This is a genomic window from Vreelandella aquamarina (assembly GCF_020075495.1).
GTDB lineage: Bacteria > Pseudomonadota > Gammaproteobacteria > Pseudomonadales > Halomonadaceae > Vreelandella > Vreelandella aquamarina_A.
Genome location: NZ_JABYQT010000011.1, coordinates 51,366 through 71,440, shown reverse-complemented (window position 1 = coordinate 71,440; position 20,075 = coordinate 51,366). Strand labels below are relative to the sequence as shown.

Here is a 20,075-nt window from a genome sequence, read left to right as displayed (position 1 = left end):
GTCGCTTATTCTGCTGCGTTCTCGCTTTGCGCGGCAAATGCCGCCTTCTCTTCTTCGGTGATTTCCTTGATCGACAGCTTCACGCGGTTGCGATTGTCGATGTCGAGCACCTTCACGATCACGTCGTCGCCTTCGTTCAGGAAGTCGCGCACGTTGTTGACGCGCTCGGCGACGATCTGCGAGATATGCACCAGTCCATCGGTACCCGGCATGATATTCACGAAGGCGCCGAAGTCGGCAATACGCACGACCTTGCCATGATAAAGCTTACCGATTTCGGCTTCGGCCGTAATTGCCAGGACGGTATCGATGGCAGCCTTGGCAGCCTTCTTGTCTTCGGCATAGATGCGCACGGTGCCGTCGTCGTCGAGGTCGATGGAGGCGCCGGTGTCTTCGCAGATCTTGCGAATGGTGGCACCGCCCTTGCCGATCACGTCGCGAATCTTCTCGGGATCGATCTTGATCGTCGCCATGGAAGGCGCATTCTCGGAGACATCGGTACGGCTCTGGCTGATGACCACGTTCATCTGCTCGAGGATGCTCAGGCGTGCCTTATGGGCCTGCTGAAGCGCCGTTTCCATGATCTCTTCGTTGATGCCTTCGATCTTGATGTCCATCTGCAGGGCAGTGACACCCTCTTCTGAACCGGCGACCTTGAAGTCCATATCACCGAGGTGATCTTCATCACCCAGGATGTCGGTCAGCACCGCGTAGCCGTCTTCGTCCTTCACCAGACCCATGGCAATACCCGCTACCGGTGCCTTGAGCGGCACGCCTGCGTCCATCAACGCAAGCGAGGAACCGCATACCGAAGCCATGGAGCTGGAGCCGTTGGACTCGGTGATCTCGGAGACCACGCGAATGGTATAGGGGAAATCCTCCTCGGAAGGCAGCATGGCCTGCACACCGCGGCGCGCCAGGCGGCCGTGGCCGATTTCACGGCGCTTCGGGCCACCCATGAAGCCAGCCTCGCCCACCGAGTAGGGCGGGAAGTTGTAGTGCAGCATGAAGCGGTCCTTGCGCTCGCCTTCAAGCGACTCGATCAGCTGCGAATCGCGCAGCGTACCCAGGGTCGCAACGGCAATCGCCTGGGTCTCGCCCCGGGTGAACACTGCCGAGCCGTGGGTCTTGGGCAACACGCCGACCTCGATGGCCAGCGGACGCACGGTGAAGTTGTCGCGGCCGTCGATGCGCGGCTCACCCTTCACCACGCGCGAACGCACCACACGCTTCTCAAGGCTGGCAAAGGCACCTTTTACATCATCCTTGCTGAACTTGTCGTTCACCGGCTCGCCTTCCGCGGCTGCCAGCTGTTCGACGGCCTGATCCTTCAAGGCGGCTAGGGCGTCCTGGCGCTGCATCTTGTCGGTGATACGATAGGCATCGCCTACCTGTGTTTCGAATGCGTCGGCGATGGCGGTTTTCAGCGCCATGTTTTCAGCCGCCGGCTGCCAGTCCCAGCGCGGTTTGCCGGCCTCTTGCACCAGTTCGTTGATCGCGCTGATGGCGACCTGCATTTCCTGGTGACCGAACAGCACCGCACCCAGCATTTCGTCTTCCAGAAGCTCCTTGGCTTCGGATTCGACCATCAGCACGGCGTTTTCGGTACCGGCAACCACCATGTCCAGCTCGGAGGTCGCAAGCTCTTCAACGGTGGGGTTCAGGAAATACCCCTGCTCTTCGTTGAAGCCCACGCGGGCAGCGCCAATCGGGCCCTTGAACGGTACACCGGAAATGCCGAGTGCCGCCGAGGTACCCAGCATCGCGGCGATATCCGGATCATGGTTACGGTCGGTAGACAAGACGGTACAGATGACCTGCACCTCGTTCATGAACCCTTTGGGGAACAGCGGGCGGATCGGACGATCGATCAGACGCGAAGTCAGGGTTTCTTTCTCGGTAGGGCGGCCTTCACGCTTGAAGAAGCCGCCAGGAATCTTGCCGACCGCGTAGGTCTTTTCCTGGTAGTGAACCGAGAGCGGGAAAAAGGGCTGGCTGGGGTTGGCCTCCTTGCGGGCCACAACCGTACACAGCACGACAGTGTCGTCCATGGTGACCATGACGGCACCGGTGGCCTGGCGGGCTATACGCCCGGTTTCTAGCGTGACGGTGCTACGACCGTACTGGAACGTTTTTTTTACCGGATTCACGGCGACTTCCTTTAACATTAATAAGTACTTGAGCAAGTACTTGTCTATTCGCTTGGGTCGTTTTGACTCGCCACTATTCTAGGCGCTGTAAGGCGTAAGGGCTACCAGAAACCCAAAATCCCCCAGGCGCCCGCCCGCCTGCCGTTTATCCCCTTTAAAAAAACGCGCATAAAAAAACGGGCAGCTCACAAGGAGCTGCCCGTTCTAGCCACGTGCCAGAGAAGCGGAATTTCGCATGACCGCGCCGATGATACCGGGCGCGGCGGCGAAATACGCCTGTCTTAGCGACGCAGACCCAGACGCTGGATCAGAGACTGGTAGCGTTCGAAATCCTTACGCTTCAGGTAGTCCAGCAGTTTACGACGCTGGTTTACCATGCGGATCAGACCACGACGGGAGTGGTGATCCTGCTTGTTGGTCTTGAAGTGGTCCTGCAGGCCATTGATGTTGGCGCTCAGCAGGGCAACCTGTACTTCAGGGGATCCGGTATCGTTGTCGCCGCGGCCGTATTCGTTGACGATCTCGGCCTTCTTCTCAGCGGTTAAAGCCATCTGTCTCTCCAGTAAGCAATATGCCTAAAAATGAATGGGTGAGACCACGCATATTTGCAGTCTCAGGCGCTATTTTCGCGTAAAACGCCACGTCCTTGCAACGTCTACGAGATAGCGACCGTACTCAACAGTCGCTTGGGCGCTACTTCCTGAGCGCCTTTCACCACACCCAAGCCGATAAACGACCCGGCATGATAAAGTCGTGCGATGTCGTCAGGGCCAAGCCCACCGGTCGCAAGGACCGCTGACTGGCCGTGGGACAAGCGCGTGTGGGCCGTATCGTCCACTGAAAGCGACGGCAGATGATCGACCAGCACGTCCACCGGCATGAGCTTGGCTTCACGCGTTGGCTGGTCTGCCAGGGCTTCCAGCGCCTCCAGGGTCCACATGGCATCACCGGTAAAGGGCCCGGTCTTGAGCCTGCGCAGCTGGCTGATATGCGCTCCGCAACCGAGTGCCAGGCCGATATCCTCGGCCAGCGTACGGATATAGGTGCCCTTGCTCACGCTCACTTCAAGCTCGAAGGCCTGACCGTCAAAGGCAAGCAGGCGCGCATCATACACGCTAACCCTGCGCGCCGCACGCTCTACCTGCTTGCCCTCACGGGCCAGCTCGTAAAGCTTTTTACCTTGATGCTTGAGTGCCGAATACATCGGCGGCATCTGATCGATCTCGCCCCGAAAACGCGCAATGGCGGCGTCGATGTCTGCCTCCGTCAAGGAGGGGACCTCGCGGGTTTCGATCACCGTGCCTTCAGCGTCACCGGTATCAGTGATCACACCCAGCTCGACTCGGGTACGATACATCTTGTCGGCTTCCAGCAGGTGCGCGGAGAACTTGGTGGCTTCCCCCAGGCAGATCGGCAAAAGACCGGTTGCCATGGGGTCCAGCGTGCCGGTATGCCCTGCCTTTTGTGCATCGAACAGACGACGCACGCGCTGCAGGGCATGGTTGCTGGACAGGCCCTTGGGCTTGTCCAGCAGCAGCACACCGTTAACCGGTAAACCGCGGCGGCGACGAGCCATTAGCGCGTCTCCTCACCTTGACCAGCGTCATCTTCTTCATCCGCCTGACGGGCGCGGTCGGTAGAGACCGCCTCGTCGATCAGGGAGGAAAGGTGCTGGCCGCGCACCACGCTTTCATCGTAATGAAAGCGCAGCTCCGGCACGTGGCGCAGCTTGATACGCTTGGCAATCTGGCTTCTCAGAAAACCGGCAGCGCGCTTCAACACCTGCAGGTTCTCCTTGATACGCTCGGGCTCCTGTTCACCCAGCAGGGTGACATAGATATCGGCGTAGCCAAGATCACGGCTGACGGTTGCACCGCTGACCGTGATCATGCCCAGGCGCGGGTCCTTGACCTCGCGCTGGATGAGTACCGCCAGCTCCTTCTGGAGCTGGTCGGCCACTCGGTCGGTACGCTTGAATTCGCGCATGGTGGTCTCCTCGCGGCCTTAAAGGCTGCGCTCGACTTTGACCTGATCGAAGACTTCGATCTTGTCGCCGACCTGAACGTCGTTGTAGTTCTTCACGCCGATACCACACTCCATGCCGTTACGTACTTCCTGCACGTCGTCCTTGAAGCGGCGCAGCGATTCGAGCTCACCTTCGTAGATGACCACGTTGTCACGCAGTACGCGGATGCGCTTGCTGCGCGAAACGGTACCCTCGACGACCATACAGCCGGCCACGGCGCCGATCTTGGGTGCGCGGAACACGTCGCGCACTTCGGCCACGCCCACGATCTCCTCTTTCCACTCGGGCGAGAGCATACCGCTCATTGCCTGCTTGACCTCGTCGATCAGGTGGTAGATGACGCTGTAGTAGCGCAGATCCAGACCTTCACGTTCGATGATCTCGCGGGCAGCGGCGTCGGCACGCACGTTGAAGCCGACCACGATGGCCTCACTGGCCAGTGCCAGGTTGGCATCGGTACCGGTGATACCGCCCACGCCGGAGGAGACCACGGCCACCTGTACTTCTTCGGTGGAGAGTTCTTCCAGCGCCCCCTTGATGGCTTCCAGCGAGCCCTGCACGTCGGCCTTGAGCACGATGTTGACCTTGGCCACTTCGTCCTGGCCCATCTGGCTGAACATGTTCTCGAGCTTGGCCTTCTGCTGACGCGCCAGACGTACCTCGCGGTACTTGCCCTGGCGGAAGTTCGCGACTTCACGCGCCTTCTTCTCGTCGGCCACGACCATGAAGTCGTCACCGGCATCCGGCGTGCCGTCAAGACCCTGGATCTCGACCGGCATGGCAGGGCCTGCGCCATCGACCTGCTTGCCCAACTCATTGGTCAGCGCACGTACGCGACCATAGTGCAGGCCAGCCAGCACGATATCGCCCTTTTTCAGCGTACCGTTCTGGACCAGGACGGTGGCAACGGGACCACGGCCCTTGTCGAGGCGCGACTCCACCACGACACCCTTGCCCGGCGCCGAGGGCACCGCGGTCAGTTCGAGCACTTCAGATACCAGCTGGATCGCTTCCAGCAGGTCTTCGATGCCTTCACCGCTCTTCGCGGATACGTGAACGAACTGGGTGTCACCGCCCCACTCTTCCGAGATGACGCCATGCTGTGACAGCTCGTTCTTGACGCGATCGGGGTCCGACTGCGGCTTGTCGATCTTGTTCACGGCCACGACGATGGGGACGCCTGCCGCCTTCGAGTGCTCGATGGCCTCGATGGTCTGGGGCATCACGCCGTCATCGGCGGCCACTACCAGGATGACCACGTCGGTGGCTTTCGCACCACGCGCACGCATGGCGGTAAACGCTGCGTGTCCCGGCGTATCCAGGAAGGTCACGCCGCCATGGTCGTCTTCCACATGATAGGCACCGATATGCTGGGTAATACCGCCAGCTTCACCGGTGGCCACCTTGGCACGACGAATGTAGTCGAGAAGCGAGGTCTTGCCGTGGTCAACGTGACCCATGACGGTGACGACAGGTGAGCGGGTGATCTCTTCGCCTTCGTAGGAGATGCCCTCGAGCATTTCCGTTTCCAGCGCATCATCCTTCACCAGCTTGACGCGGTGGCCCATCTCTTCCACCACGATCGCTGCCGTATCCTGATCAATGGTCTGGTTGATGGTCACGGCCGCGCCCATGGTGAACATGGCCTTGATCACTTCGTTGGCCTTGATCGACATCTTATCGGCAAGCTCGGCAACGCTGATCGACTCGGGGATCGAGACTTCACGCACGATCGGCTGGGTCGGCTTCTGGAAGCCATGCTTGCCGTTGCCGCTCTGGCTTGCGCCACCGCGACGACCGCCACGACGCTCGGCACGCTTAACCTTCTTGGCGCCGCCGCCACGCTTGCGCTCCTCGCGATCGCCACGGTCATCGTCGTCATCACGGCCTTTCTTCTTGGCCGCTGCTTTCTTCGGCGGTGCCGTGCGACGGTCGGTACGACCCTCTTTCGGCGGTGCCGGTGGCATCTCTTCAGTTGCCGGCGCTTCCTCGTCGATCTGCAGCTCAGGCACGTCGAGCTTGGGCTCGGCGGCGGCCTTGGCTTCGGTCTCCTTGCGCGCGGCTTCTTCAGCAGCCTTGGCCTTGGCGGCGGCGGCCTTCTCTTCCGCGTCGCGCGCCTCACGTGCCTTGCGCTCGGCCTCGGCTTCGGCCATGTCGCCGACGAGCTGACGCGGACCGGTATGCTTGGGCTCGGCTGCTTTCGGCTTGTCCTCTTCTTCCCGCTTGACGTAGGTCTTCTTCTTGCGGACCTGAACCTCGATGGTCTTGCCGCGCTCGCCGGTCTTGATGCGGCTGCGCGTCTTGCGGGTCAGCGTAATGCGGTTCTTGCCGGCATCGGCCTCAGCGCCGCCATGGCTTTTCTTCAGAAAGCTGAGCAGCTTCTGCTTGTCTTCTTCAGAAACGACATCGCCTTCCGAGGCGTGCTTCAAACCGGCTTCTTTCATCTGTTCCAAGAGGCGGGGCACATCACGGCCCACCTTTACTGCAAAATCTTTAACTGTCATATCTGACATAGTGACCCTCCTCAGCCCGTGACCTGTTTACTGTGTGTTCGAATCTGATGCGTCATCTTCGAACCAGGGCGCACGGGCAGTCATGATCAGTGCCGCTGCGCGCGCTTCGTCCAACTCCTCGATATCGACCAGATCGTCGACAGACTGTTCGGCGAGATCTTCCATAGTGACAATGCCGCGGCTGGCCAGAATGAAGGCCAGATGGCGCTCCATGCCGTCCATTTCCAGCAGATCTGCTGCCGGCTGGGCACCGTCCAGTGCTTCTTCCGAGGCAATGGCCATCGTCAGCAGCTCGTCTTTCGCACGCGCGCGCAGCTCTTCGACCAGCTCTTCATCGAACTCTTCGATTTCGAGCATTTCTTCAAGCGGCACGTAGGCGACTTCTTCCAGCGTGGTAAAGCCTTCTTCCACCAGCAGGCGGGCGACGTCGTCGTCCACGCCCAAGTGCTGAACGAAAGAGTCCACCAGGCTATCGATTTCCTGCTCGCGCTTGGACTCGGCTTCCTCTTCGGTCATGACGTTGATACGCCAGCCGGTAAGTTCCGAGGCCAGGCGCACGTTCTGACCGCTGCGACCAATCGCCTGGGCCAGGTTGTCCTGGGCGACGGCGACATCCATCGCGTGGGCATCTTCGTCAACAAGAATAGACCCAACATCGGCGGGTGCCATGGCGTTGATGACGAGCTGAGCGGGGTTGTCGTCCCACAGCACGATATCCACGCGCTCGTTCTGGAGCTCCGATGACACTGCCTGAACGCGCGAGCCGCGCATGCCGACACACGCCCCGACCGGGTCGATGCGGCGGTCGTTGGTCTTGACCGCAATCTTGGCGCGCGAACCCGGGTCGCGGGCAGCGCCCTTGATTTCGATCAGTTGCTCGGCAATCTCAGGCACTTCGATCTTGAACAGCTCGATGATCAGCGCTGGATTGGTACGCGACAGCTGCAGCTGGGCGCCGCGGGCATCCGGGTCGACCTTGACCAGCAGCGCACGCACGCGTTCGTTCATGCGGTAGCGCTCGCCGTGGATCATCTCGTTGCGCGGCAGGAACGCTTCGGCGTTCTCGCCAAGGTCGATGATCAAGCCATCGCGCGTGGTCTTCTTGACGATACCGGCGACCAGCTCGCCTTCGCGGTCAGCGTACTGGCGCACCACTTCGGCACGCTCGGCTTCGCGCACCTTCTGCACGATGACCTGCTTGGCGGTTTGTGCCGCAATACGGCCAAACATCGCGTTCTCGATCTGCTTTTCGACCACATCGCCAAGCTTCAAAGGCGGGTCGCGCTGCTCGGCGATGCTTTGCTTGATTTCGTAATCCGGCGTCTCGAATTCGTCGTCTTCAACGACCGTCCAGTAGCGGAAGGTGTCGTACTCCCCCGTGCGACGGTCGATATGAACCCGCACGTTGGCTTCTTCATTTTCAAAACGCTTGCGTGACGCGCTCGCCAGAGCGGCTTCTACCGCCTCAAAGATGACATCACGGGGAACGCCTTTCTCGTTGGAAATGGCGTCAACGACCATTAAAATTTCTTTACTCATGCGTTTGCCTCGCCAGAAAACCTGTCCTTTTGTAGACCACCCCGGCAGCCTGCCGGCAGCGTCGCCACCCGGTTAATCGTCGAACTGCGGTACGACGTGCGCTGAATCGATGCCTTCGATGGGAAAGCAGTACTCTTCACCATCCATCTGCAGCAGTACTTCATCGCCTTCGACCCCCGCCAAAAGCCCCTGGTACTTGCGCCGACCGTCGAACGCCACGCGCAGTTTCAGCGCGACGTGATGGCCTTGGTAGCGAGTAAATTGGTCCAGGGTATACAAGGGGCGCGCCATGCCGGGCGAAGAGACTTCCAGCCGGTACTCACCGGGAATGGGATCCTCGACGTCCATGACAGCACTGACCTGGCGACTGATATCCGCGCAGTCTTCCACGCTGACGCCACTTTCGCGTTCGATGTAGATTACCAAGCGCGAATGCTTGCCCTGGGAAAGATGGTCGATGCCCCACAGCTCAAAGCCCATGGCAGCTACGACAGGTTCGATAAGCGCATGCAGCGCCGCGTGTTTTGTGGCCACAGACAAAGCTCCTATAGCCGTTGCATCAGGCACCTGGCCAGGAGTCGAGAGAAAAGCTAGGTGGCTGATTGGCGTTACCCGGAATGTGTCTCCGGCAACTCGGACGATATCCGCTCTGAGACACTCTTGTTAACAAAAAGCTTGCTAACAAAAAGCCCCTTCACAGGAAGGGGCTTTTCATAAGAAACCTGTAATACCATCCTAGCAACATGTCGCAGACTCTGCCTGCCAGCGTCTTTTGCGTTGATATGTCACCAGATGACATAATCGGCAAGACCGCCTTGTAACGTGTTACCAAGAAATGGTAGCGGGGACCGGATTTGAACCGATGACCTTCGGGTTATGAGCCCGACGAGCTACCAGACTGCTCCACCCCGCATCAATCTAGGTCGACAATACTAGACACTTGAACCACTTACGTCAAGCTATCTTTTTGTCGCAGTTGCCAAACCTGGTCTTTCCTGCCAGGGCATTGCGTTGACAGGAATTCTGGGAAGCTGGCGAGCCAGCAAAACAGATGGTGCCGAAGGCGGGACTTGAACCCGCACGACCATACGGTCACTACCCCCTCAAGATAGCGTGTCTACCAATTCCACCACTTCGGCATCAGGGGAGGCTAGAAAAACATGCCTGCGATTACTCGCTGCTTTCCTCTAGCACTGGCGCGGTATTATCCATACTTGCGGGGCTGTCGTCAAGCGTTGGTACGTTTTGCTGTTGTTCGATGAGACGCGAATCGGGAATACCCGCTTCCGGTGCCTGGCCGGCCTGGGTAGCGAAGTACGCCAGCGCCATGGAGGTCACGAAGAAACCAGCAGCCAGAATACCCGTCGTACGTGACAGGAAGTTGCCGCTGCCGCGCGAGCCAAAGACGGTCTGCGAAGCACCACCACCGAACGAGGCACCGGCGTCGGCGCCTTTACCCTGCTGAAGCAGGATCAATACCACCAGGGCGACCGCAATCACCACATGGACCATAAGAATTGCAACTTGCATGGCGTTATCCTGCTGACTGACAAATGGCGTAGAAATCGTCGGTTTTGAGCGAAGCACCACCCACCAAACCGCCGTCGATATCCGGCTGAGCGAGTAGCTCAGCCGCATTTTTTGCATTCATGCTGCCGCCGTAAAGCAGCGTAAGCTGCTCGGCAAGCGTGGTGTTGAATTCGGCCTGATAGGCGCGAATCCCGGCCATCACTTCCTGAGCCTGCTCAGGCGTCGCCGTACGGCCGGTGCCGATGGCCCAGACAGGCTCATAGGCAATCACCACCTGCTGGCGCTGCTCGGGGTCGAGCCTTGCCATGGCGTAACCCACCTGGCGCAGCACTACCTCCATGGTCTGCCCGGCATCACGCTCGGCAAGCGACTCACCCACGCACAGAATCGGCACAAGCCCGACATGCAGCGCGGCCAGCAGGCGGTCGAAGACCTGCTCATCGCTTTCCCGGTAGAGCTCACGGCGCTCGGAGTGGCCGACCAGCACGTACCTCACCTCGAGTTCCTTGAGCATACGGCCGCTGACTTCGCCCGTATGCGCCCCCGAGTCGATCGGATTGAGCGTTTGCGCGCCTAACTGCAGCGGCGTATTGCGAAACGCCTGACGAGCCGCTTCCAGATAGGGGAAAGGCGGAATCACCACGACCTTGACCGCCTCGGGCAGCGCTGCGTCGGTAAACGCGCGGCCGAAGTCGTCAATCAGTGACGTGGAGCCGTTCATCTTCCAGTTACCGGCAATTAATCGCGTACGCATCGACACTCCTCACTCAAGGTGGAGCGAAATGGTATAGGAGCGGCCTTGTCAAGACAACCGCTGACAAGCACAGCCGCGTTATTTGAGCAAGGCCTGAACACGATCGGCCAGCTTGCTGGCCAGTTGATCGACGTTCAGATGCTCGCGCCCTTCCACCATGACGCGAATCAAGGGCTCGGTTCCCGAGGGACGCAGCAGCACCCGCCCCTGGTCGCCAAGCTCTTTTTCCAGTGCGGTCACGGCGTCGGCGAGGGCACTCGACGCCATCACATCATTGGCCTTGGTGCCTGCCGGCAAACGCACGTTGACCAGCGCCTGGGGCACCTTCTCGAGCCCCTGAAGCAGGGCAGGCAGTGATTTCTGCTCGCGCATCATCAGCGCCAGCACCTGCAGCGCGGACACGATGCCGTCGCCGGTGGTCTGCACGTGACCACAGACGATATGTCCCGAGGCCTCCCCCCCCAGTTCCCAGCCGTTGTCCGCCATCATTTCCATGACGAAGCGGTCGCCCACCTTGGCGCGCTTGAACGGAACTCCCAACTTCTCGAGCGCCATGGCAAGGCCGAAATTGCTCATCAGGGTGCCCACCACGCCGCCCTGCAGCAGGCCGCGTTCAAAGCGGTCACGGGCGATCAGGTAGAGAATGTCGTCGCCGTCGACCTCCCGGCCATCACCATCGACCAACAACACTCGGTCGCCATCGCCGTCAAACGCGATCCCCAGGTCAGCGCCTTGCTGAATGACCGAGGCGCGCAGCGCGGCCGGGTGTGTCGACCCTACCTGATGGTTGATATTCAGCCCGTCGGGGGACGCGCCAATGACACTCACCTCCGCGCCCAGCTCGCGAAACACGCTGGGTGCGATGTGGTAGGTCGCGCCGTGGGCGCAATCCAGTACCACTTTCAGGCCATGCAGGCTCAAGCGGTCTGGCAGGGTGGATTTGCAGAATTCGATATAGCGACCGGCGGCATCGTTGATACGCGTAGCCTTGCCCAGCTGTACCGCATCGGCGGTCGTCAGCGGCGCCTCCAGCATGGCTTCGATATGGCTCTCTACCTCATCGGGCAGTTTCCTGCCTTCCGCCGAAAAGAACTTGATCCCGTTGTCGTCGAAGGGGTTATGCGACGCGGAAATCACGATACCCGCATCGGCCCGAAAGGTGCGAGTGAGGTAGGCAATGCCCGGCGTGGGCATCGGGCCCAACAGCGACACGTCCACCCCCGCCGCCGAAAGCCCGGCTTCGAGAGCGGATTCGAACATGTAGCCGGAAATGCGCGTATCCTTGCCGATCAGCACCCGCGTACGCCCTTTCTCGCGGCGCAGCACCTGCCCCGCCGCCCAGCCAAGCTTGAGCATGAAGTCAGCGGTGATGGGGGCTTGCCCGACCGTACCGCGAATGCCATCGGTACCAAAATAGCGTCGTGTCATAGCTGGCCTTCCTCGTTCATGGGCATTTCACACCCCTCCTGCAGCACTGCCCAGGCCATATTGACGGCATCCACCGTCGGCCCGACATCGTGCACGCGCAAGATACGCGCGCCGCGCTCGACCGCCATGGCCGAAAGCGCAAGCCCGCCGGCCAGACGCTCCTGAACCGAGCGGCCCAGCACCTTGCCGATCATGCTCTTGCGCGACATGCCGACCAGCAGCGGCAGTTCCAATGCCTGCAGCGCGCTCATGTATTTCAGCAGACGCAGGTTATGCTCGACGGTCTTGCCAAACCCGAACCCCGGGTCCAGCAGCATCCGGCTGCGCTCAAGCCCCGCGGCTTCGCATTGCGCCACGCGCTGCGCCAGATACTCGATGACCGCCTGCTCCACCGGTTGATCGTAGGCCGGCGACTGCTGCATATCCTGCGGCTCGCCCTGGCGATGCATCAGGCAAACCGGGAGCCCGCTGCCCACCGCCGCCATCAAGGCCCCCTCACGCTCCAGGGCCCGCACATCATTGAGCATACCAGCCCCCAATACGCCGGCTTCGCGCATCACCAAGGGACTACTGGTATCCACCGATACCAGAGCATCCAGTTCACGCACCAGCGCCTCGACCACGGGCGCCACCCGATCGAGTTCCTGCTGCTCGCTCAAGGGTTCCGCGCCCGGACGGGTGGACTCGCCGCCCACATCGATAATGGCAGCCCCTTCGGCCAGCATGCGCTCGGCGTGGCGCAACGCGTCATCCAGGGCTACGTGCCGGCCACCATCGGAAAACGAATCGGGCGTGACGTTCAGGATGCCCATCACGCGAGGGAAAGAGAGATCCAGCCGGTGGCGCCCGCAGCGCATGTTCACATTGTCCTTCATTACTCGAGGCTTGGGAGAGTCGATTATCGATTTCATGCTGACGCCTGTAAAAAAAGCAGCGCTACGGTTGAGCAGAGCAGGTTGAACAAAGCATAACAAAAAGGCGCCCCGTCATGGGGCGCCTTGATGAACGGCCGAGGGGTCAAGGACCGGTTGACCCACCCAGCGGGTCCGAGGGGCGGCGACGCGGACCGTCGTCATCCTCTTCTTCGCCGTCATCGCCAGCGGCACTGTCCGGCGGTGTCGAGGTGTTCCCCTGCGTCCTGGACGCGTCGTCGCTGACGCGCGTACCGCCGCCGGAAGAGTCACCATCGTTCCAGCCCTCGGGCGGGCGCGGCTCACGTCCTTCCATGATGTCCTTCAACTGATCGGCATCGATGGTCTCGTACTTCATCAACGCCTCGGTCATGGCCTCCAGCTTGTCACGGTTATCGTGCAGAATCTGGCGCGCCTGCTCGTAGCACTCGTCGATGATCTTGCGCACTTCCTTGTCCAGGCGCGTGGTGGTATCGCCGGACTTCAGCTTGCTGCCGCCCTGGCCCGGACCACCGAGGAACTGGTGCGACTCGTCCTCGTCGTACATGATCGGGCCCATTTCATCGGAAAGGCCCCACTTCGCGACCATGTTGTGGGCAAGCTCGGTGGCGCGCTTGATGTCGTTGGAGGCGCCGGTGGTCACACCGTTCGGCCCCAGCGTCATCTCTTCGGCAATGCGTCCGCCGAACAGCGAGCAGATCTGGCTCAATATCTGCTGACGCGACAGGCTGTAGCGATCTTCCTCGGGCAGGAACATGGTGACACCCAGCGCCCGGCCACGGGGAATGATCGTGACCTTGTAGACCGGATCGTGTTCGGGCATGACGAGCCCGATAATCGCGTGGCCGGATTCGTGATAGGCCGTATTGAGCTTCTCTTTATCGGTCATGACCATGGATTTACGCTCGGCGCCCATCATGATCTTGTCCTTGGCAAGCTCCAGCTCTTCCATGCCGACCAGGCGCTTGTTACGGCGCGCGGCAAACAGCGCCGACTCGTTGACCAGGTTGGCCAGATCGGCACCCGAGAAGCCGGGCGTGCCGCGGGCAATGACCGACGGCTTGACGTCCTCGGCCAGCGGCACCTTGCGCAGGTGAACGCCCAGGATGTGCTCACGGCCACGGATATCCGGCAGACCAACGGTGACCTGACGATCAAACCGGCCCGGGCGCAGAAGCGCCGGGTCGAGCACGTCCGGGCGGTTGGTCGCGGCAATCACGATGATGCCTTCGTTGGCCTCGAAACCGTCCATCTCCACCAGCAGCTGGTTGAGTGTCTGCTCGCGTTCGTCGTTACCGCCGCCCATGCCGGCACCGCGTGAACGGCCCACGGCATCGATCTCGTCGATGAAGATGATGCAGGGCGCCTGCTTCTTGGCCTGCTCGAACATGTCGCGTACACGTGATGCACCCACACCCACGAACATCTCGACGAAGTCGGAGCCGGAGATCGAGAAGAAAGGTACTTTCGCTTCACCGGCAATGGATTTCGCCAGCAGCGTCTTGCCGGTACCCGGCGGGCCCACCATCAATACACCGCGGGGAATGGTGCCGCCCAGGCGTTGAAACTTGGTCGGCTCGCGCAGGAAGTCGACCAGCTCTTCCACTTCCTCCTTGGCTTCATCACAGCCGGCGACGTCGGCAAAGGTGGTCTTGATCTGATCCTGGGACAAGAGCTTGGCCTTGGACTTGCCAAAGCTCATCGGGCCACCCTTGCCGCCGCCGGCACCGCCCTGCATCTGGCGCATGAAGAACATGAAGATGGCCAGAATCAAGAGAATCGGGAAACTTGCAATCAGCAGGCGCGTCCAGATGCTCTGCTGCTCTGGCTCCTTGCCCACGACGGTCACGTTGTTGCTCAGCAGGTCATCCATCAGCTTGGGATCTTCCGCTGCCGGCCGAATGGTCTGGAACTGTGACCCATCCGTCCGCTCACCGGAGATGGTATAGCCATCGATGGTGACACTGCGGATCTGCTGGTTTTGCACCTGCTGCACGAACTGCGAGTAGTTCGTGTTCTGCGGAGCGCTTTCCGTACTAAAGTTGTTGAACACTGTCAGTAGCACAGCCGCAATGACCAGCCACAGAATCAGGTTCTTCGCCATATCGTTCAAGGGGCTACCCTCATTACAAGAATCCGTCAGTTAACCGCCGATACTAAGACCCTGCCGCAGTACCAGACGTTCAACCCTTGCCAAAGCGTCGGCTTTGGGCCATCTGTGTCACGCTTATCACCTACCTATAATGTGACACACCTTGCGCCTGCCTGTCTGGCAATCGCGGTGATAAATCTTTGCTATGCTCACGTTGCTAGTTTAGCCGCGAAACCCCTCGGCTAAAAAGTAGACTTCCCGCGAACGTGCTCGCGAGGCATCTGGCTTCCGGGTCACGACCCGGTCGAAGCTGCTGCGCAGTTCCTTGAGGTAGGCGTCGAACCCCTCCCCCTGAAATACCTTGGCCAGAAACCGCCCGCCCGGGGGCAGCGTTTCCCGGGCCAGCTCAAGGGCCAGCTCCACCAGATACATGGCCTGGGGCTGGTCGATGGCCGCCATACCACTCATATTGGGGGCCATGTCAGACATCACAAGGTCGACCGGCCGATTTCCCAGCCGTTCGAGGATCGCGTTCAACACGCTCTCTTCGGTGAAATCGCCCTGCACGAAGTCCACGCCAGCGAGCGCGTCCATCTCCAGAATGTCCGAGGCAATCACCACGCCCTCGGGCCCTACCTTCTCGGCGGCAATCTGGCTCCAGCCGCCCGGTGCTGCGCCCAGGTCAATCACCGTCATGCCGGAGCGAAACAGCTTATCCTTCTCATCGAGCTCCAGCAGCTTGTAGCTTGCGCGGGAGCGATAGCCATCCTGCCAGCTCTGCTTGACGTACTGGTCGTCAAAATGCTCCTTCTTCCAGTTATTGCTGGTCTTGCTGACGGCGTGTTTACGCTTTGGGGGCTTTTGCTGCATATGAGAATCTGACACTGGCATGAGAGATGGGCGCATTGACGCGATTGCTTTCACTCGCCGGCATTTCACCGTAAGATGGAGCGTTAAGCGCTAACCGGGATACCGCAAGATACCATGAGCTTGTCACAGGCACAAAAGAAAGCATTTCGCAGCATTGGCCACCATTTGAACCCCGTGGTCACCGTTTCCGAGAACGGCGTCTCCGAAAATCTGCTCGCAGAACTCGACCGCGCGCTCAACGATCACGAGCTCATCAAGGTGAAACTTGCCCTGGCTGAGCGTGACGACCGTGCGGCCATGCTCAATGAACTGACCCAGGACAGCCGTGCCGACGTGGTTCAGACGATTGGCAAGATGGCGCTGCTCTACCGCCGCAACCCCAAGGCCAACCCGAAGCTCTCCAACGTGGCACGCTTCGAGAACCACCACGGCCGGCATTAAGCACCACTGCCCTGACGTCAAAAAGCCCGCGAGCAGATGATGAACTGGCGGGCTTTTTTGTGGGCGCCCGGTTACCAGGCGCCTCGGTACGGCTACGCAGGCACGTGCCTACAGATGCTCGACGCTTTCGACTTCATACTCGACGTCGCCGCCGGGCGTCTTCACCACGACCACCTCGCCCTCTTCCTTGCCGATCAGCGCGCGGGCAATGGGTGAGGTGACCGAGATGCGACCCGATTTGATATCCGCCTCGTCCTCACCGACGATCTTGTAGGTGACGTTGGCATCGGTATCCAGGTTAAGCAGCGATACCGTGACGCCAAAGATCACCTTGCCGGTCTTGGGCAGCTTGGTGACGTCGATCACCTGGGCTACGGAAAGCTTGCTCTCGATCTCCTGAATGCGACCCTCGATAAATCCTTGCTGCTCGCGGGCGGCATGGTACTCGGCGTTCTCCTTGAGATCGCCGTGCTCGCGTGCTTCAGCGATAGCGGCAATCACCTGGGGGCGTGCCGTGCCCTTCAGATGATCAAGCTCTTCGCGAAGGCTCTTTTCGCCCGCAACGGTCATCGGGACCTTGTTCATTGACTCGCTCCTGCATGCAGATCCTGAAGGCGCCGCACCGTAATCTCCCGACCGTACTCCAGCGCCATGCAAACGGCATTGGCGCCCGCCAGGGTGGTCGCATAGGGCACCTTGCGCGCGAGAGCAGTACGGCGAATGATCGAAGAGTCGTTGATTGCCTGACGACCTTCGGTGGTGTTCACGATATAGGCGATTTCGTCGTTCTTGAGCAGATCGACGATATGGGGGCGGCCTTCATAGACTTTATTGACGCGCTCCACCGCCAGGCCCGCCGCTTCGAGCGCCGCTGCCGTGCCGTGGGTTGCGCATAACGTGAAGCCCAATGTTAGCAGAGAACGGCCCACTTCGATAATCCCCTCCTTGTCCGGCTCGCGTACCGACAAGAACGCCTTGCGCTCGCCCTCAAGCGCCGGAATCGCCTCGCCGGCACCCAGCTGCGCCTTGAAGAACGCTTCGGCGAAGGTATCGCCGGAGCCCATCACTTCACCGGTGGATTTCATCTCCGGCGACAGGATCGGGTCGACCCCCTGGAACTTGTTGAACGGGAAGACCGCTTCCTTGACGCTGTAGAAGTGCGGGATGATTTCGCGCTCGAAGCCCTGCTCGGCAAGCGTGGTGCCGGCCATGCAGCGCGCGGCGACCTGGGCAAGCGAGGTGCCGATGCACTTGGAAACGAAGGGCACGGTGCGCGAGGCGCGCGGGTTGACCTCGATGACGTAGATTTCACCATCCTGCCAGGCGAGCTGCACGTTCATCAGACCCTTGACGCCGAGCTCCACGGCCATGCGCTTGACCTGGTCGCGCATCTCGTCCTGCACATCCGCCGGCAGCGAATAGGGCGGCAGCGCACAGGCGGAATCACCGGAGTGAACGCCGGCCTGCTCGACGTGCTGCATGATGCCGCCGATCACCACCTGCTGGCCGTCGGAAACCGCGTCGATGTCCACCTCGACCGCCGCGCTCAGAAAGTGATCCAGCAGTACCGGCGAATCGTTGGAGACCTTGACCGCGTTGGTCATGTAGTTCTCGAGCTCCGAGGCGTCGTAGACGATCTCCATGGCCCGGCCGCCGAGCACGTAGCTTGGGCGTACCACCAGCGGATAACCGATCTTCTCGGCCTTGGTGAAGGCTTCCTCGAAGCTTCTGGCGGTGGCGTTGGGCGGCTGCTTCAGGCCGAGCTTGTCGATCATCACCTGGAAGCGCTCACGGTCCTCGGCGCGATCGATGGCATCCGGCGTGGTGCCGATGATCGGCACGCCGGCAGCTTCGAGTTCACGGGCGAGCTTCAGCGGGGTCTGACCACCGAACTGGACGATCACGCCGACCGGTTTCTCCTTGTCGGCAATTTCGAGTACGTCCTCAAGCGTTACCGGCTCGAAGTAGAGACGGTCAGACGTGTCGTAATCGGTGGAGACGGTTTCCGGATTGCAGTTGACCATGATGGTCTCATAGCCGTCATCGCGCATGGCGAACGCCGCATGGACACAGCAGTAGTCGAACTCGATACCCTGACCGATACGGTTCGGCCCGCCGCCGAGCACCATGATCTTCTGACGGTCGGAAACGTCCGCCTCGCACTCCTCCTCGTAGGTGGAGTACATGTAGGCGGTGCTGGAGGCGAATTCCGCCGCGCAGGTGTCCACCCGCTTGTAGACCGGGCGAATGCCGGCGGCCTGGCGAGTCTGGCGGAACGCTTTTTCGCTGACGCCCAGAAGCTTCGCCAGACGCGCGTCACCAAAGCCCTTGCGCTTGAGCCGGTAGAGCTCCTGGGCGGAGAAATCATTCAGCGCGCGCTTGGCCACGGCGGCTTCGGTCAGCACCAGGTCTTCCATCTGGACCAGGAACCAGCGGTCGATATTGGTCAACGCGAAGATCTCATCCACGCTCATGCCAGCGCGCATGGCGTCCGCCACATAGAAGATGCGCTCGGCGCCGGCGGCCTGCAGCTCGCCCTTGATCAGGGCCATCGACTCCTCGGTAAACTCGGTGACGATCGGGTCGAGGCCGTCGTTGCCGGTCTCCATGCCGCGCAGCGCCTTCTGCAGGGATTCCTGGAAGGTACGGCCGATCGCCATCACCTCGCCCACGGACTTCATCTGGGTGGTCAGACGGTCGTTGGCCTGAGGGAACTTCTCGAAGGTGAAGCGCGGAATCTTGGTGACCACGTAGTCGATGGCCGGCTCGAAAGAGGCCGGGGTCGCGCCACCGGTAATATCGTTTTGCAGCTCGTCCAGGGTGTAGCCCACCGCGAGCTTGGCGGCGATCTTGGCGATCGGGAAGCCGGTCGCCTTGGAGGCCAAGGCAGATGAGCGCGACACCCGCGGGTTCATCTCGATGACGACCAGGCGCCCGGTCTTCGGGTCCATACCGAACTGGACGTTGGAGCCGCCGGTCTCGACGCCGATCTCGCGCAGCACCGCAAGGCTCGCGTCACGCATGATCTGGTACTCTTTATCCGTCAGCGTTTGCGCCGGGGCCACGGTGATCGAGTCGCCGGTGTGCACGCCCATCGGGTCGAAGTTCTCGATCGCGCAGACGATGATGCAGTTGTCGTTCTTGTCACGAACGACCTCCATCTCGTACTCCTTCCAGCCCAGAAGCGACTCGTCGATCAGAAGCTCGTGGTTGTTGGAAAGCTCGAAACCGCGGGTGCAGATCTCCTCGAACTCTTCCTTGTTGTAGGCAACGCCGCCGCCGGAGCCGCCCATGGTGTAGGAGGGGCGAATGATGGTCGGAAAGCCGAGCTCCGCCTGGATCTCCCAGGCCTCGTCCATGGTGTGGGCGACCTTCGCCTTGGGGCACTCGAGGCCGATGCGCTTCATCGCCTGGTCGAACAGGTCACGGTCTTCGGCCATGTTGATGGCATCGGCGTTGGCGCCGATCATCTCAACGCCATGCTTTTCGAGCACCCCGTGCTTTTCCAGATCCAGCGCGCAGTTCAGCGCGGTCTGGCCGCCCATGGTGGGCAGGATGGCGTCGGGTTTTTCCGCCTCGATGATCTTCTCGACGGCCTGCCAGGTGATCGGCTCGATGTAGGTGGCATCCGCCATGGCCGGGTCGGTCATGATGGTGGCCGGGTTGGAGTTGACCAGAATGACCCGGTAACCCTCTTCGCGCAGCGCCTTGCACGCCTGGGCGCCGGAGTAGTCGAATTCGCAGGCCTGGCCGATGACGATGGGGCCTGCGCCAATGATCAAGATACTGTTTAAGTCGGTACGCTTAGGCATAACGGTTCC

Annotated in this window: 16 protein-coding genes and 2 tRNA genes; 1 reads left to right on the top strand and 17 read right to left on the bottom strand. The window is 60.8% G+C overall.

Annotation, left to right across the window (positions count from 1 at the left end; all coding sequences use genetic code 11):
* Positions 1 to 5: 5 nt before the first annotated feature.
* The 15 genes from pnp to rlmE form a co-directional block, all read right to left on the bottom strand.
* On the bottom strand, positions 6 to 2,168 hold the full coding sequence (gene pnp / locus HW452_RS14890) for a polyribonucleotide nucleotidyltransferase (protein WP_224106881.1): 2,163 nt from the start codon (positions 2,166 to 2,168) through the stop codon (positions 6 to 8).
* 263 nt (positions 2,169 to 2,431) lie between these two features.
* Positions 2,432 to 2,701, bottom strand: coding sequence for a 30S ribosomal protein S15 (gene rpsO, locus HW452_RS14885; protein WP_009723734.1), 270 nt, complete (start codon positions 2,699 to 2,701; stop codon positions 2,432 to 2,434).
* Positions 2,702 to 2,805: 104 nt separating this feature from the next.
* Positions 2,806 to 3,726, bottom strand: coding sequence for a tRNA pseudouridine(55) synthase TruB (gene truB / locus HW452_RS14880; RefSeq protein ID WP_224106880.1), 921 nt, complete (start codon positions 3,724 to 3,726; stop codon positions 2,806 to 2,808).
* Positions 3,726 to 4,136, bottom strand: a complete 411-nt coding sequence (gene rbfA, locus HW452_RS14875) for a 30S ribosome-binding factor RbfA (RefSeq protein WP_224106879.1) — start codon at positions 4,134 to 4,136, stop codon at positions 3,726 to 3,728. The genes truB and rbfA overlap by 1 nt, the downstream gene beginning before the upstream one ends.
* A gap of 18 nt (positions 4,137 to 4,154) precedes the next feature.
* Complete coding sequence (gene infB, locus HW452_RS14870) at positions 4,155 to 6,689, bottom strand: translation initiation factor IF-2 (protein WP_224106878.1); 2,535 nt, start codon at positions 6,687 to 6,689, stop codon at positions 4,155 to 4,157.
* Positions 6,690 to 6,716: 27 nt separating this feature from the next.
* On the bottom strand, positions 6,717 to 8,228 hold the full coding sequence (nusA, locus tag HW452_RS14865) for a transcription termination factor NusA (protein WP_224106877.1): 1,512 nt from the start codon (positions 8,226 to 8,228) through the stop codon (positions 6,717 to 6,719).
* Positions 8,229 to 8,300: 72 nt separating this feature from the next.
* A complete protein-coding gene (gene rimP / locus HW452_RS14860) occupies positions 8,301 to 8,762 on the bottom strand; it encodes a ribosome maturation factor RimP (protein WP_224106876.1) in 462 nt (153 codons plus the stop codon).
* A gap of 302 nt (positions 8,763 to 9,064) precedes the next feature.
* Positions 9,065 to 9,141 (bottom strand) — tRNA-Met (locus HW452_RS14855).
* A 139-nt stretch (positions 9,142 to 9,280) separates the two neighbouring features.
* A tRNA-Leu gene (locus tag HW452_RS14850) sits at positions 9,281 to 9,367 on the bottom strand.
* A 31-nt stretch (positions 9,368 to 9,398) separates the two neighbouring features.
* Positions 9,399 to 9,758: a preprotein translocase subunit SecG gene (secG, locus tag HW452_RS14845; RefSeq protein ID WP_224106875.1), complete on the bottom strand. Its 360-nt coding sequence runs from the start codon at positions 9,756 to 9,758 to the stop codon at positions 9,399 to 9,401.
* A 4-nt stretch (positions 9,759 to 9,762) separates the two neighbouring features.
* Positions 9,763 to 10,512, bottom strand: a complete 750-nt coding sequence (gene tpiA / locus HW452_RS14840; protein WP_224106874.1) for a triose-phosphate isomerase — start codon at positions 10,510 to 10,512, stop codon at positions 9,763 to 9,765.
* A gap of 78 nt (positions 10,513 to 10,590) precedes the next feature.
* Positions 10,591 to 11,940 carry a phosphoglucosamine mutase gene (gene glmM, locus HW452_RS14835; protein ID WP_224106873.1) on the bottom strand — a complete coding sequence of 450 codons (1,350 nt, stop codon included), beginning with the start codon at positions 11,938 to 11,940 and terminating at the stop codon, positions 10,591 to 10,593.
* A complete protein-coding gene (folP, locus tag HW452_RS14830; protein ID WP_224106872.1) occupies positions 11,937 to 12,851 on the bottom strand; it encodes a dihydropteroate synthase in 915 nt (304 codons plus the stop codon). The genes glmM and folP overlap by 4 nt, the downstream gene beginning before the upstream one ends.
* A 106-nt stretch (positions 12,852 to 12,957) precedes the next feature.
* A complete protein-coding gene (gene ftsH, locus HW452_RS14825; RefSeq protein WP_224106871.1) occupies positions 12,958 to 14,964 on the bottom strand; it encodes an ATP-dependent zinc metalloprotease FtsH in 2,007 nt (668 codons plus the stop codon).
* A 201-nt stretch (positions 14,965 to 15,165) separates the two neighbouring features.
* Positions 15,166 to 15,813, bottom strand: a complete 648-nt coding sequence (gene rlmE / locus HW452_RS14820) for a 23S rRNA (uridine(2552)-2'-O)-methyltransferase RlmE (RefSeq protein WP_224106870.1) — start codon at positions 15,811 to 15,813, stop codon at positions 15,166 to 15,168.
* 114 nt (positions 15,814 to 15,927) lie between these two features.
* On the opposite strand from rlmE, the gene yhbY reads away from it, so the two are divergent.
* Entirely contained in the window at positions 15,928 to 16,254 is a 327-nt protein-coding gene (yhbY, locus tag HW452_RS14815; RefSeq protein ID WP_224106869.1) for a ribosome assembly RNA-binding protein YhbY, read from the top strand.
* A 108-nt stretch (positions 16,255 to 16,362) separates the two neighbouring features.
* On the opposite strand, the gene greA is transcribed toward yhbY, so the two are convergent.
* Both greA and carB read right to left on the bottom strand, forming a co-directional pair.
* On the bottom strand, positions 16,363 to 16,839 hold the full coding sequence (gene greA / locus HW452_RS14810; protein WP_224106868.1) for a transcription elongation factor GreA: 477 nt from the start codon (positions 16,837 to 16,839) through the stop codon (positions 16,363 to 16,365).
* Positions 16,836 to 20,066 carry a carbamoyl-phosphate synthase large subunit gene (carB, locus tag HW452_RS14805; protein ID WP_224106867.1) on the bottom strand — a complete coding sequence of 1,077 codons (3,231 nt, stop codon included), beginning with the start codon at positions 20,064 to 20,066 and terminating at the stop codon, positions 16,836 to 16,838. The genes greA and carB overlap by 4 nt, the downstream gene beginning before the upstream one ends.
* Positions 20,067 to 20,075 lie beyond the last annotated feature (9 nt).

Excerpts from the sequence above, each read along its gene's own strand:
- pnp (WP_224106881.1), bottom strand. The coding sequence starts at position 2,168 with ATGTTAAAGGAAGTCGCCGTGAATCCGGTAAAAAAAACGTTCCAGTAC.
- rpsO (WP_009723734.1), bottom strand. The coding sequence starts at position 2,701 with ATGGCTTTAACCGCTGAGAAGAAGGCCGAGATCGTCAACGAATACGGC.
- truB (WP_224106880.1), bottom strand. The coding sequence starts at position 3,726 with ATGGCTCGTCGCCGCCGCGGTTTACCGGTTAACGGTGTGCTGCTGCTG.
- rbfA (WP_224106879.1), bottom strand. The coding sequence starts at position 4,136 with ATGCGCGAATTCAAGCGTACCGACCGAGTGGCCGACCAGCTCCAGAAG.
- infB (WP_224106878.1), bottom strand. The coding sequence starts at position 6,689 with ATGTCAGATATGACAGTTAAAGATTTTGCAGTAAAGGTGGGCCGTGAT.
- nusA (WP_224106877.1), bottom strand. The coding sequence starts at position 8,228 with ATGAGTAAAGAAATTTTAATGGTCGTTGACGCCATTTCCAACGAGAAA.
- secG (WP_224106875.1), bottom strand. The coding sequence starts at position 9,758 with ATGCAAGTTGCAATTCTTATGGTCCATGTGGTGATTGCGGTCGCCCTG.
- tpiA (WP_224106874.1), bottom strand. The coding sequence starts at position 10,512 with ATGCGTACGCGATTAATTGCCGGTAACTGGAAGATGAACGGCTCCACG.
- glmM (WP_224106873.1), bottom strand. The coding sequence starts at position 11,940 with ATGACACGACGCTATTTTGGTACCGATGGCATTCGCGGTACGGTCGGG.
- folP (WP_224106872.1), bottom strand. The coding sequence starts at position 12,851 with ATGAAATCGATAATCGACTCTCCCAAGCCTCGAGTAATGAAGGACAAT.
- rlmE (WP_224106870.1), bottom strand. The coding sequence starts at position 15,813 with ATGCAGCAAAAGCCCCCAAAGCGTAAACACGCCGTCAGCAAGACCAGC.
- yhbY (WP_224106869.1), top strand. The coding sequence starts at position 15,928 with ATGAGCTTGTCACAGGCACAAAAGAAAGCATTTCGCAGCATTGGCCAC.
- greA (WP_224106868.1), bottom strand. The coding sequence starts at position 16,839 with ATGAACAAGGTCCCGATGACCGTTGCGGGCGAAAAGAGCCTTCGCGAA.
- carB (WP_224106867.1), bottom strand. The coding sequence starts at position 20,066 with ATGCCTAAGCGTACCGACTTAAACAGTATCTTGATCATTGGCGCAGGC.